The sequence below is a fragment of the Yoonia sp. genome, from assembly GCF_965660735.1.
Taxonomy (GTDB): Bacteria; Pseudomonadota; Alphaproteobacteria; order Rhodobacterales; family Rhodobacteraceae; genus Yoonia.
Genome location: NZ_CBFIBD010000009.1, coordinates 43,588 through 56,349, shown reverse-complemented (window position 1 = coordinate 56,349; position 12,762 = coordinate 43,588). Strand labels below are relative to the sequence as shown.

Sequence of the window (12,762 nt, the reverse complement as noted above, 5' to 3'; positions counted from 1 at the left end):
GGATCAGCGTTTGCTGGGGCTGTTGGCCGAAACCGTCAGATCAACCGTGACATGCCCGTTTGGCGGACCGAACTGGCAGAATGCCTGCTGCAGCGTGGCAAAGACCGGCCCTGCGTCACCGGTCAGGCGCGTACAGAAATTTTTGGACCGGTCAAAAGTCCCGCTTTGCCGCAGGAAGTCGATGCAGCCCATGATCTCGGCCATGTGATCGCCGGCGCCCATGACATAAAGCGAAAATTGCGCATCTGCTGTCTGACCCTTTTGAGGTGTCGCGGCAATCGCCGTAAGCGCGTTTTCCTGGCGCAGTTTCAACGGCTCTGCGGGGTTGGCCAACGCGCTGGTCTGGCAAATCGGGTCGTCCGGTTCACCGGGGCATCCGCGTGACAGCGTGGCCCGCAAGACCACATGCTGCCCAGTCGATGCCGCCGCCGTGTACAGATCGCGCAGCGCGGGGAAAAGCACCTCGGGCGGGCCAACGACAAGCGTTGATATATCGTCCGTTTCAATCCGCAGCCTGTCGCGCCATGGATCAAGTGCGTCAAGCGATGACAAGATCACGTCAACGAAACCGTCGGTCATCGGGTAAAGGGAAACTTGTGCGCCTGCAAACATTTCTGTCCTCCTTGCTACGCTGGCATTATCCAGATCAGCTTTGAGGGTCCGTGGGCTTGCGCCCCCATCTCAGCCGCGGCATGACGCGGCTCCCCTGTGGTGGGTCTTACGTTTCAGAAATATGTCGGCAATGCAAGCCAAACAGACCCGGTGCGCAGACGATTTCCATCTGCGCGGCGCGGGCAGCATCTGCAAAATCGCGCGTGCCACGACACGGATTTTCCAAAACGCGTTATCCGATCAGTGCATTGATGTGCGCTGCGACGCTTCTTGCCAGAACGTCAGGCACATATCCGCCTTCCAGCATGGACACGATCCGGCCATGTGCATGGGTTCCAGCAATTCTGACAAGCTGTTCAGTGACCCATCTGTAATCGCTTTCGGTCAAAAGGAGGTCCGACATGTCGTCTGCGGCATGCGCGTCAAATCCGGCCGAGATGAACAGAAATTCCGGTGCAAACCTGTCCAGCGCTGGCAACCAGTGTTCGCTGATGGCGGTGCGGAACCCAGGGCCGTCCATCCCCGATGCAAGGGGCACATCGACAAGGTTTCGGGTCTCTTTTTCGTGTCCCGTAAAGGGGTAGAAAGGGTGCTGAAACGAAGAGCAGAAAAGCACGCGTGGGTCGGATCGAAAGATATTCTCTGTTCCGTTGCCATGGTGGACATCGAAATCGACGATCGCGACCCGTTCAAGGCCATGGGCCTGCAACGCATGTGCGGCGGCGACGGCGATATTGTTGAAAATGCAGAACCCCATGGCCCGCCCATGTTCCGCATGGTGGCCCGGGGGGCGCACTGCGCAAAAAGCCGCGTGGGCATCGCCCGACATCACAAGGTCCACACCCATCACGCCCGCCCCCGCGGCCCGTTCAGCGGCCAGCAATGTGCCGGGTGACATGACCGTATCACCGTCGATCTGAACCGGCTTCTGCGCATCCGCCATGGCGTAGATCCGCTTGATATAGGCAGGGTCGTGGACCCGTTCCAACTGTGTGCGCAGCACCTTTGGCGCATCACGATGCTGGATCACGAAATCAAGCCCGGACATGATCAACTGATCCGAAATCGCCGTCAGCCTTTCGGGCTGATCGGGATGCAGCCCGCCGGCATCGTGACCAAGGCAGTCGGCATGAGAAATATAGGCCAGCATCAGCGTCCGGTCCTATAGTTCTTTTTTCGCCGCGACCACGTCGGGGTCATCCGGAATGGGCGCAATGGAAAAATCAAGCTCTTCCATGAGATGTAGCATCTGCTTGTTTTCCTTCAGGATCATGCCTTCCATCCGCGACAGGCCCTGATCGCGCGCAGCATCCATGAGCGCCTTCATCAAACGTGTTCCGATCCCCTGATGCTGAACCTTGTCAGACACTACGACTGCGAATTCACAACTCGCGCGGTCCGGGTTGATGGTGTAGCGGGCGACGCCGACCTGTTCCTGCGCGCCATTGTCCCCCAGCACGGCAACAAGCGCCATTTCGGTGCGATAGTCGATCTGGGTAAAACGCGCCAGCATTTCGGCGGATAGTTCGCTGATCGTGCCCATGAACCTGAACCGTTTGGCCTGCGGGGACAGCCCGCGCACAAAGGCGCGCTCGGCCTCGGCATCTTCTGGTCTGATCGGGCGGATTGTCAGGGGCCGACCGTCGGTCAAATGGATTTTTTTCACCAGATGCCGGGGGTAGGGGTGAATGGCCATATGATCATAGGGGCCATCCTTGCTGGGTGGGGGGCGGACGGAAATGCGCGCATCGACCGCCATCACCGCCTTTGGACCCGCGAAAAACGGGTTCAGATCCATTTCCTGGATTTCGGGCAGTTCACAAACCATATCCGATACCCGCAAAAGGATCTTGACGACGGCCTCGCGATCCACCGGTTCCTGACTGCGAAATGACCCGAGCAGGCGCGACACGTTTGTCCGGTCGATCAGTCGGTTCGCCAAAACCGCATTCAGCGGTGGCAGGGCAAATTCATTGTCCCGCAGAATTTCAACCATCGTGCCGCCCGCCCCGAACATGATGACAGGCCCGAAAACCGGATCGCGGCTTACCCCGATGACCAGTTCGCGTGCGTCTTCAACCTGGGCCATGTTTTCAACAGTTACGCCATCTATGACGGCATCAGGCCGCAATTCCTGTGCCCGTTCAGTGATCCGACGGAAGGCACTCATCACTTCGGTTGGGGTCTTCAGGCCAAGCTGCACCCCGTCGACATCCGATTTGTGCGAAATCTGTCGGCTGAGAATTTTCATCGCCACCGGAAAGCCGACCGTTTCCGCAGCGACCAAGGACCCTGCGGCCGTTTCCGCCGCGACCGTCATCGTCGTGGGAATGTGAAAAGCCCGCAGAATCGCCTTGCTTTCAATGTCATTCAGCAAATCGCGCCCTTCACGGATGACCGTGTCAATGATCATCCTTGCGCCCTCAAGATCGGGCGAACGTGTGTCGGTCAACGGGGCCGGCACCTCGAGCGCGAGGCGTTGGTGGCGGTGATGCTGGGCGAGATAGGAAAACGCCTCGACCGCGCGTTCCGGCGTGGTGAAATCGGGAATGCCGCTCTTGCTCAAGAGCTTGCGGCCTTCCTCAACGGAAATCTCGCCCATCCAGCAGGCAAGCACCGGCTTTTGGCCTTGCTCGGGCACCGCGTCGATCACCGCCTGCGCCGCCGATTTTGCGTCGGTCATTGCCTGCGGTGTCAGCATCACCAGAACCCCATCCAGACCCTGATCGTCCAGACAGGCCTTGACCGCAGCCGAATAGGTTTCTGCCGATGCATCACCCAGAATATCGACAGGGTTTGCCCGGCTCCAGTAGGGGGGCAGCAGCTTGTCCAGTGTCTCGATCGTCTTGTCTGACAGTGTAGGCACGTCCACATCGACGTCACCGGCGCGGTCTGCGGCCAGAACACCGGCACCCCCACCATTGGTCACAATACCAAGCCGTGGGCCGTCAGTCCGCTTGTGGGCCGATAGAATTTCCGCGGCGGCGAATAGCTGCCCGAACGTGGTCGTGCGCACGGCACCCGATCTGGACAGCGCCGCATCAAACACGGCGTCTGATCCGATCAAGGCCCCGGTATGGGTATTCGCGGCCTGCGAGCTTTGCTGGTGACGACCGGACTTTAGCACGATCACAGGCTTGGACTGTGCCGCTGACCTAAGCGCGCTCAGAAAAGAGGGGGCGTCGTTGATGCCTTCGATGTAAAGCAGGATCGCATCGGTTTTCGCGTCAGTCGCAAGAAACTGGAGCACATCGCCGAAATCCGTATCAGCGGAATTGCCCAAGCTTGCGATTGCCGAAAACCCAAGGTGATGCGGTTCGGCCCAATCAACGATGGCCGAACAAAGTGCGCCCGACTGTGACACCAGCGCCAACCGGCCCTTTGGCGCCTCGGAATTGAGGAACGTGGCGTTCATCCCGATCCAGGGCCGCACAAGCCCGACGCAGTTCGGCCCCAGAAAACGCACGCCTGCCTTGCGTGCCGCCGCCTTGAGCTTTTCTTCAAGTGCGCGGCCCTCGTCGCCGGCCTCGCGAAATCCGGCGGACAGCACGATAGCGGCACCGACATTCGCAGCCCCGAGTTCCTGCATGATCGCCGGTATCGTTTCTGCCGGTGTCGCGATCACGGCAAGGTCGATGCTGTCTGGCACGTCGGCGATCCCGTCGTAACATGTCTGTCCGCGAACCGTATCGTATTTCGGGTTCACCGCCACGACTGCGCCTTTGTATTTTCCCGCAAGAAGATTGGCGTGCACCTTTGATCCAACGCTTGTTTCAGACTCGCTGGCACCAAAAACCGCGATCCCATCTGGGTTGAAAAGAGCTTCGAGAGGGCTTTCAAACACTGGCTGGCCTTTTCCTGTTCCAAGGGCGCTGCATCACCCATCTGGGCCGGAAAATTGCATGCCAGTCCTTGCGGCGCTTTGCGCAAGATCAATCTCCGGTAAAACAGTGCTGTGTGCGACCTGTCTCTCCCGGAAATGGCCGCTGCTGCTTTAGAGGCGATTGAACCAGCACAGTGGATCGGATAGCCCTGCCTTGCATTGAACCGGAGGACCGTTGATGCCCGCATTGAAACCGACCGACATAACGGGCGCGGTCGTCTGGATCGGTCATGTGCCGGACCGTGACGCATCGCTGCGCTCTGAAACCTGCCGCGAGGCCATGCTGACATTCGCCGGCATCCCCGGCGAGGTGCATGGCGGGCTGACCCGCCCATCGTGTTCACGCGTGATCAGCCAACACCCCAGGGGGACCGAAATTCGCAATGCCCGGCAATTATCGGTCGTGTCCGAAGAAGATCTTGCCGCGATTGCCGCGGATTGCGGGCTGGACAGCCTTGACCCGGCGCTGGTGGGCGCGTCACTGGTGATCCGGGGAATCCCGGATTTCACGCATGTGCCGCCATCGTCGCGGTTGCAAATGACCAGCGGCGCGACACTTGTGATCGACATGGAAAACCGCCCCTGTCACCTGCCGGCCAAGCCCATCAACGCGCAACATCCCGGTGCGGGGAATGCGTTCAAAGTGGCGGCCAAGGGACGGCGCGGTGTCACCGCATGGGTCGAACGCGAAGGGCGGATGCAGGTGGGGGATACGGTGCGTTTGCATATTCCCGATCAGCGCGCATGGCGGCCATAGGTTTCCCATCGGCGACAGTTGAATTTACCGCCGCCGATTCCGGGTGCGAAAATGTCGCAATCGCCGCGCATGGCGGGTTGCGACGCAGATAGAAGCGAGGTGAACAAGGGTGGCACATGCCTCGGACAGGGAAGTCTTTCATGGAATATAAATCGGATATCGAGATTGCGCGCGCCGCCCAAAAGCGGCCCATTCAGGAAATAGGTGCGAAACTTGGCATCGACAGTGATGATCTGCTGCCCTACGGCCACGACAAGGCCAAGGTCAGCCAGCGCCTGATCGACAGCGTTCAGGATCGTGCGGATGGCAAGCTGATCCTTGTCACCGCGATCAACCCGACGCCCGCAGGCGAGGGCAAGACCACGACGACCGTGGGACTGGGCGACGGCCTGAACGCCATCGGCAAAAAGGCAGCCGTCTGTATCCGCGAGGCATCGCTTGGTCCGTGTTTCGGCATGAAGGGCGGGGCTGCCGGTGGCGGCTATGCACAGGTTGTCCCGATGGAGGACATGAACCTGCATTTCACCGGTGATTTCCACGCCATCACTTCCGCCCACAACCTGTTGTCGGCAATGATCGACAACCACATTTATTGGGGCAATGAACTTGATATCGACATCCGCCGTGTCGTGTGGCGTCGCGTGATGGATATGAACGACCGGGCATTGCGCCAGATTACAACCAGCCTGGGCGGTGTCGCCAACGGTTTCCCGCGCGAGACCGGTTTTGACATCACGGTCGCATCCGAGGTCATGGCGATTCTGTGTCTGGCACGGAACCTTGAGGATCTGGAAAAGCGACTGGGTGATATCATCGTGGCCTACCGCCGCGACCGCAGCCCCGTCTATTGCCGCGATATCAAGGCAGACGGCGCGATGACGGTGCTGCTGAAGGACGCGATGCAGCCGAACCTTGTGCAGACGCTGGAAAACAACCCCGCGTTTGTCCATGGCGGCCCGTTCGCGAATATCGCACATGGGTGCAACTCTGTCACGGCGACGACAACGGCATTGAAACTGGCCGATTACGTTGTGACAGAGGCCGGTTTCGGGGCTGATCTGGGTGCTGAAAAATTCATGAACATCAAATGCCGCAAGGCAGGCATCGCGCCTTCCTGCGTCGTGGTCGTGGCCACGGTGCGCGCGATGAAGATGAACGGCGGAGTGGCCAAGGCTGATCTGGGCGCCGAGAATGTCGCGGCTGTCGAAGCGGGCTGTGCCAACCTTGGCCGCCACATCGAGAACGTCAAAAGCTTTGGCGTGCCGGTTGTGGTTGCGATCAACCATTTCGTGACCGATACGGATGCCGAGGTTGAGGCCGTGAAGGCCTATGTCGCGACGCAAGGGTCCGAGGCGATCCTGTGCAAGCACTGGGCGCTGGGCTCTGAGGGTACGCGGGACCTGGCGACGCGTGTGGCCGCGATCGCCGATGCGGACGATGCGGATTTCGCCCCGATCTATCCCGATGACATGAGCCTGTTCGACAAGATCGACACGATTGCCAAAAAGATCTATCGCGCGGATGCGGTGATCGCGGATAGCAAGATCCGCGACCAGTTGCGCCAATGGGAAGAGCAGGGTTATGGCCACCTGCCGGTGTGCATGGCAAAAACGCAATACAGCTTTTCGACCGATCCCAACTTGCGCGGGGCGCCAACGGGCCACAGTGTGCCGGTGCGCGAAGTCAGGCTGAGCGCCGGTGCCGGTTTTGTCGTGGTTATCTGCGGTGAAATCATGACCATGCCTGGTCTGCCCCGTGTCCCATCGGCCGAGGCGATCAGACTGAACGCAAACGGCGAGATCGAAGGGTTGTTCTGAAAAAGCGGGTGGGGCGACGCTCGGCTTGCGCCATCGCCCCACCCACCCGCCCGCTGCCTCCGGCGGGGATATTTTTACTCGGAAGAAGCGAAATGACAGCGACAGTGATTGACGGCAAAGCCTTTGCAGCGAACGTGCGCGCACATGTGGCGACACATGTGGACACGCTGCGGGATGAACATGGGATCACGCCGGGGTTGGCGGTTGTTCTGGTGGGCGAGGATCCCGCGAGCCAGGTCTATGTGCGATCCAAGGGCAAGATGACGGTCGAGGTCGGCATGGCCAGCTTTGAACATAAACTGGATGCCGACGTGTCGGAAGCCGATCTGCTGTCTTTGATCGACCGGCTGAACAATGACCCGACCGTGCATGGTATTCTGGTGCAGCTGCCGCTGCCGGGGCATCTGGACAGTGATCTGGTGATCAATGCGATCAACCCGGCCAAGGATGTCGATGGTTTTCATATCTCGAACGTGGGTTTGCTGGCGACCGGACAGAAAAGCATGGTGCCTTGCACGCCATTGGGTTGTCTGATGATGCTGCGCGACTATCACGGGTCGTTGTCAGGGATGGATGCGGTGATCATCGGGCGCAGCAACATCGTGGGCAAACCAATGGCGCAGCTGTTGCTGGGTGACAGCTGCACCGTGACGATTGCGCATAGCCGGACAAAGGATTTGCCCGGTGTCGTGCGCCGCGCCGATATCGTCGTGGCGGCCGTTGGCCGGCCACAGATGGTGCCGGGTGACTGGATCAAGCCCGGTGCGACGGTCATTGATGTGGGCATCAATCGCATCGACAAACCGGGTGGCGGCACGCGTCTGGTGGGGGATGTGGATTATGACAGTTGCGCGCAGGTAGCGGGTGCCATCACGCCGGTGCCCGGTGGTGTTGGCCCGATGACCATTGCCTGCCTTTTGGCCAACACGGTCACGGCCTGTTGCCGTGCCCATGGTTTGCCTGAACCCGAAGGGCTGACGGCCTAGACCGCCCGGTATTGCCACCGGTCAACCCGGTCTGCCGCGCCGCGCCGCAGGTTTCGGGGTTTCAATGACCGGCACGGCAATTGCCTTGCGGCCCGTCAGGATCGCAGTGGGTCGCGTTGCGAAAATCCCGCGCAAGACGGGCGAGTCACTGGCCAGCCCGCCGGTATAGGTGCCGTAGGCGGGCAGGATCATGCGGTGATCGTCAAACAGAAAAGCCGGGTAACTGCGTGCTGCGATCCGGTGTTTTGGGTGATAGTGGCCTGAAACCTCGGCGGTTGCAGTGGTTGCAATATGCCGAAAGGTCAGAGTGTTGACCCGGGTCTGAACCTGATGGGTCCCCCCCAGTGCGTGCGGTTCAGGGTCATGGTTGCCTGCGATCCATATCCAGTGCCGCCCGGCCTGTAACCTGGACAGCCAAAGGCGCATGTCCTGTTTGAGACTGTCTGCGGCTTCTGGATCGTCGAAACTATCGCCAAGGCAAATAACGGTCTCGGGCCGGGTCGCCGCGATGTCGGCGTCGAGCTTTTCCAGTGTGTCGCGCGTTTCATATGGGGGCAGCATGACACCGCTGCGCCGCGCAATTCGGTCGGATTTTCCAAGGTGCAGATCAGATATGCAGAGTGCGGCGTGATCCGGCAGGCACAGCGCGCCAGTGGGCAGCGCCGTGCAGCGTGTACCGCAGAATGTGAAGTCATGGCCGTTCATGAATGATTTCATGCGCCTTTGCGCGCCGCACTGCAATGGTCAAAGTCCGCTGACGCCGGCGGTGTCCATCAGGCTGGCAGCGGTTTGCTCTAGCAGCCTGTCTTGCGCGGTGCCGGCAATGGGGATGCGCCCTGCCTCTAGAAACAGGGGTGCCGCAAGCGGGGTGACCCGGCCGAGTGAGATGTGATCGACCCGGCCCCTGGTGCGGGTCAGCATTTCCTCAATCCGGGCAAAATCCACAAGGCCGCGCAGTGCCTCTTCGCGTGTAATTTGCAGCATCAGGTGATCCGGATCGTATTTGGCCAGCGTGTCATAAAGAATATCGGAACTGAAGGTTGCTTGCCGCCCGGTCTTGCGTGCTTGCGGCAGATTGCGTTCAATCAGCCCGGCGATGGTGGCCGCACCGCGAAAGGTCCGTTTCATGACGGCATTGCCGGACAGCCATGTTTCAAATCCATTGCGCAGATCGGGTGCGCTGAACAGGGGGGCAGGGTCACTGACAGGATCAAGCCCCCAGATCAGCGTTGCGTAATCGGTGCTGACAAAGCCAAGGGGATGCAGGTCCAATTCCTCCATCCGCTGGGTCAGCAGCATACCAAGCGTCTGCATCGCGTTGCGCCCGGCAAAGCCGTAGGCACACAGGTGGTGGCGCCCGTCGTGGGGAAATGTCTCGACAAGGATCCGATCTGCCTCGGGCAGTTTGGACACGTCTCGCTGCAATGCCAGCCACTCGGCGGTGTGCCGGGGCAGGTTGGGCCAGTTGTTTTGGCGGAACATGCACAGGATGCGTTGCGACAACTGCGTCGAATTGGCGAATTTCGTGCCCATGAAGGTCGCGATCTTTGGGGTCTTGTCGGCGCGGCGTGTCACCTCGACCGTCATGTCGCGCAGGCCTTCGTAGCGGACGATCTGGCCCCCGATCAGAAAGGTGTCGCCGGGTGTCAGGGTCGCAGCAAAGCTCTCCTCGATCTCGCCCAAGGGTTTGAACCCGCCTTTCAGCCGCACCCTGAGCGTGTCGGTATCCTGAATGGTGCCGATATTCATGCGGATACGCTGTGCTGCGCGCGGGTCGCGCAATTGCCACTTGCCATCCGCAGCCTGCATCAGCCGTTTCCATTTGTCATAGGCGCGCAGGGCGTAACCGCCTGTGGCGCAAAAATCCAGACAGGCGTCAAAGGCCGCACGATCAAGGGCACGATATGCCCCGACAGAGCGGACTTCGGCGAACAGATCATCTGCGTGGAACGGCCCGGCGCAGGCCCGTATCAGGATATGCTGGCACAGCACATCGCGGGGGCCCGGGCCCTTTGGGTCGCCGTCCAGATCGTGTTCCTTGACGGCCTCCAGTGCGGCGACACATTCCACCACCTCGAACCTGTTGGCAGGGACCAGCAATGCCTTGGATGGCGCGTTATAGCGGTGGTTCGCCCGGCCGATCCGCTGGACCAACCGTTTGACGTTCTTGGGCGCGCCGACCTGAATGACCAGATCGACATCACCCCAGTCGATCCCCAGATCCAACGATCCCGTGCAGACGATCGCGCGCAATTCGCCCGCGACCATTGCCGCTTCGACTCTTTCGCGTTGTTCGCGTGACAGGCTCCCGTGGTGGATACCGATCGGAAGGTCGTCGGTATTTGCCAGCCAGAGGTTGTGAAAGAAGATTTCGGCCTGCGCCCGGGTGTTGTGAAAAATCAGGGTGGTCCTGTGCTGGCGGACCTGATCCAGCACGGCCGGGATGGCATAGGCGGCCCCGCCGCCTGACCACGGCGGGTTTTCATCGGTGATCAGCATCGCGATGTCAGGGTCAGGGCCGGGATCGGCGTTGATCAGCTTGCACGTGTCGGGATGGTGGGCCAGTTGCCGCACGATGGCGGCGGGATCTTCGACAGTGGCGGACAGGCCGACGCGACGCAGGCCAGGGGCCAGGGTTTGCAACCGGGACAGCGCCAGCATCAGCTGGTCGCCCCGTTTGCTTTCGGCAAGTGCATGGATTTCATCAACGACGACCCGTTTCAGACCTGCAAAAATGCGCGGCGCGTCTTCGTAGCTTGTCAACAAAGCAAGCGATTCCGGCGTTGTCAGCAGGATATGTGGCGGGTCGGCCCGCTGCCTGCGTTTTTGCGTATAAGTCGTATCGCCCGTGCGATCCTCAATCCGGATAGGCAGGTCCATTTCCGCGACCGGCTTACGCAGGTTGCGTTTGATGTCGGCCGCCAGCGCCTTGAGCGGGGACACATAAAGTGTGTGCAGCCCTGTGTGTTGCCCCCCGGCAAGTTCCGCCAATGTGGGCAGAAAACCCGCCAACGTCTTGCCCCCACCGGTGGGCGCGATCAGCAACAGGGCAGAGGCACCCGCCTGGTCCAGCATGGCTTGCTGATGGGGGTGGATGGACCACCCGCGCGATAGCAGCCAGTCGGATATGATCGGGGGCAGGGATGTCATGGGTTGCAGGTGGGGCCAGCGCCGGTTGGATCAAGATACGGGTGATCTTTTTCAAGGCTGCGCCTCTCAAAAGAAAAAAGGCTTCCCTCAACGTCGAGGGAAGCCAGTTGCTTGGGAATGTCTCAAAAACTGAGGGTACTGGTCAGCGCACAATCTCTTCTTCCTTGACGAACATGTTGGCCCAGGCCCGGTCGACCAGTTCTGGTGACATCTGATAGGGGATGCCTTCGAAGTCGCAGATTGAAATCATCTGATCAATCAGGAACACGGGCTGATAGTTCGCATAGGTGTTGTCGATCTCGGGATATCGCACGTTCAGCAAGTGAATCAATGTCGCTTCATCGAGGGGCATCTTGCGCTGGCGTGCGACCAGCGCAAAGATCTTCAGGAAATCCTCTTGGTTTGGTCCGTCGATCTTGATCTTATAGAAAATCCTGCGCAACGCCGCCTTATCAAAGATCGCATTGGGGTGAAAGTTGGTTGAAAAGATCACCAGCGTGTCGAACGGCACTTCGAATTTTTCACCCGATTGCAGCGCAAGGATATCCTTGTTTTCTTCCAGCGGCACGATCCAGCGGTTGACAAGCGTCTGCGGCGGTTCGGCCTGACGGCCAAGGTCGTCCACGATAAAGATGCCGCCGGTGGATTTCAGCTGTAACGGGGCCTGATAGGTGCGGGCGGTCGGATTGTAGACCAGATCGAGCATCGACAGGGACAATTCACCGCCGGTGATGACCGTCGGGCGTTCGCAGCGCACATAACGCGTGTCAAACCGCCCGGATGTACGGCGCAGGCTGTTGGGATCGTCCACGTCATCCTCGGCGGCCGAATGGACGATAGGATCATAAACCGTGATGACCTGACCGGAATATTCAATTGCACGCGGCACATAGATCTTGTCGCCCAAGGCGTTTCTGATCCCGTTCGAAATCGAGGATTTCCCGTTTCCGGGGGGGCCATACATCAGGATCGATCGGCCAGCACTGACAGCCGGGCCAAGGTTTGAAAGCAGATCATCGGGCAGGATCAGATGACCCATTGCGGTAGATAGCTGATCGCGGGTGATCTGGATGTTGCGAATGGACTGTCGTGCGATCTGCTCGCGATAGACCGCAAGCGGGACGGGCATAGGGCCGAAATATTCCGACTGGCTTGCCGCATCAAGCGCGCGGGCGCGTCCGGCATCCGTTAGCTGATAACCCATTTCGTTGCCATTGTTGGCGTTCAGGGTGCCTGTCGCCTCGACCAGCAGTTGACTGCGGGCCATATCCACCAGTTCCTGTGTCACAGGCACCGGCAGGCACACTGCACGGCTGATGTGCGACACAAGTTCCAGATTCATGCGAAACATCGTCTTGATCAGGATGTCGCGCATCATCGCCCTTGGCAGCTGCATCGCATCAAGACTGCGCGGCGCCGGGGGGGCAAGAACGCTGGTGGATTGCATGTTCATGACTCTTTCGCCCATTCTTGACCCGGGGTTCGCGTCAACCCCGCATGGATCATGCATCGCAGTGCATTATGGCGAAATCGTGAACAAACATGCACTAGTCCAAG

At 59.9% G+C, this 12,762-nt stretch carries 9 protein-coding genes and 1 riboswitch; of the genes, 3 read left to right on the top strand and 6 right to left on the bottom strand.

Going from position 1 to position 12,762, the window contains the following annotated elements:
- Window positions 1-3: 3 nt before the first annotated feature.
- The 3 genes from ACTG4B_RS05805 to ACTG4B_RS05795 form a co-directional block, all read right to left on the bottom strand.
- A complete protein-coding gene (locus ACTG4B_RS05805; protein WP_439154743.1) occupies window positions 4-612 on the bottom strand; it encodes a YkoF family thiamine/hydroxymethylpyrimidine-binding protein in 609 nt (202 codons plus the stop codon).
- Window positions 606-718, bottom strand: a riboswitch (TPP riboswitch). Its footprint overlaps the gene before it by 7 nt.
- 126 nt (window positions 719-844) lie before the next feature.
- The gene (locus ACTG4B_RS05800) at window positions 845-1,762 is read right to left on the bottom strand and encodes a histone deacetylase family protein (protein ID WP_439154742.1); all 918 of its coding nucleotides are present in this window, start codon (window positions 1,760-1,762) and stop codon (window positions 845-847) included.
- A 12-nt stretch (window positions 1,763-1,774) separates the two neighbouring features.
- A complete protein-coding gene (locus ACTG4B_RS05795; RefSeq protein ID WP_439154741.1) occupies window positions 1,775-4,456 on the bottom strand; it encodes a bifunctional acetate--CoA ligase family protein/GNAT family N-acetyltransferase in 2,682 nt (893 codons plus the stop codon).
- 217 nt (window positions 4,457-4,673) lie between these two features.
- On the opposite strand from ACTG4B_RS05795, the gene ACTG4B_RS05790 reads away from it, so the two are divergent.
- From ACTG4B_RS05790 to folD, 3 genes are all read left to right on the top strand, one after another.
- On the top strand, window positions 4,674-5,252 hold the full coding sequence (locus ACTG4B_RS05790; protein ID WP_439154740.1) for an MOSC domain-containing protein: 579 nt from the start codon (window positions 4,674-4,676) through the stop codon (window positions 5,250-5,252).
- A gap of 140 nt (window positions 5,253-5,392) precedes the next feature.
- A complete protein-coding gene (locus ACTG4B_RS05785) occupies window positions 5,393-7,069 on the top strand; it encodes a formate--tetrahydrofolate ligase (RefSeq protein ID WP_439154739.1) in 1,677 nt (558 codons plus the stop codon).
- A gap of 92 nt (window positions 7,070-7,161) precedes the next feature.
- The gene (gene folD, locus ACTG4B_RS05780; RefSeq protein ID WP_439154738.1) at window positions 7,162-8,055 is read left to right on the top strand and encodes a bifunctional methylenetetrahydrofolate dehydrogenase/methenyltetrahydrofolate cyclohydrolase FolD; all 894 of its coding nucleotides are present in this window, start codon (window positions 7,162-7,164) and stop codon (window positions 8,053-8,055) included.
- Between the two features lie 21 nt (window positions 8,056-8,076).
- Here folD and pdeM read toward each other — a convergent pair whose 3' ends face one another.
- The 3 genes from pdeM to ACTG4B_RS05765 all read right to left on the bottom strand — a co-directional run bounded on the left by pdeM (window position 8,077) and on the right by ACTG4B_RS05765 (window position 12,658).
- Window positions 8,077-8,760, bottom strand: a complete 684-nt coding sequence (gene pdeM, locus ACTG4B_RS05775) for a ligase-associated DNA damage response endonuclease PdeM (RefSeq protein ID WP_439154737.1) — start codon at window positions 8,758-8,760, stop codon at window positions 8,077-8,079.
- A 39-nt stretch (window positions 8,761-8,799) separates the two neighbouring features.
- Window positions 8,800-11,205 (bottom strand): ligase-associated DNA damage response DEXH box helicase, encoded by a 2,406-nt coding sequence (locus tag ACTG4B_RS05770; protein ID WP_439154736.1) that lies wholly within the window; start codon window positions 11,203-11,205, stop codon window positions 8,800-8,802.
- 142 nt (window positions 11,206-11,347) lie between these two features.
- Entirely contained in the window at window positions 11,348-12,658 is a 1,311-nt protein-coding gene (locus ACTG4B_RS05765; RefSeq protein ID WP_439154764.1) for an ATPase, read from the bottom strand.
- Window positions 12,659-12,762 lie beyond the last annotated feature (104 nt).

What these genes read in the sequence shown, in the direction of transcription:
- ACTG4B_RS05805 (WP_439154743.1), bottom strand. Translation starts at nt 612, where the DNA reads ATGTTTGCAGGCGCACAAGTTTCCCTTTACCCGATGACCGACGGTTTC.
- ACTG4B_RS05800 (WP_439154742.1), bottom strand. Translation starts at nt 1,762, where the DNA reads ATGCTGGCCTATATTTCTCATGCCGACTGCCTTGGTCACGATGCCGGC.
- ACTG4B_RS05790 (WP_439154740.1), top strand. Translation starts at nt 4,674, where the DNA reads ATGCCCGCATTGAAACCGACCGACATAACGGGCGCGGTCGTCTGGATC.
- ACTG4B_RS05785 (WP_439154739.1), top strand. Translation starts at nt 5,393, where the DNA reads ATGGAATATAAATCGGATATCGAGATTGCGCGCGCCGCCCAAAAGCGG.
- folD (WP_439154738.1), top strand. Translation starts at nt 7,162, where the DNA reads ATGACAGCGACAGTGATTGACGGCAAAGCCTTTGCAGCGAACGTGCGC.
- pdeM (WP_439154737.1), bottom strand. Translation starts at nt 8,760, where the DNA reads ATGAACGGCCATGACTTCACATTCTGCGGTACACGCTGCACGGCGCTG.
- ACTG4B_RS05770 (WP_439154736.1), bottom strand. Translation starts at nt 11,205, where the DNA reads ATGACATCCCTGCCCCCGATCATATCCGACTGGCTGCTATCGCGCGGG.
- ACTG4B_RS05765 (WP_439154764.1), bottom strand. Translation starts at nt 12,658, where the DNA reads ATGAACATGCAATCCACCAGCGTTCTTGCCCCCCCGGCGCCGCGCAGT.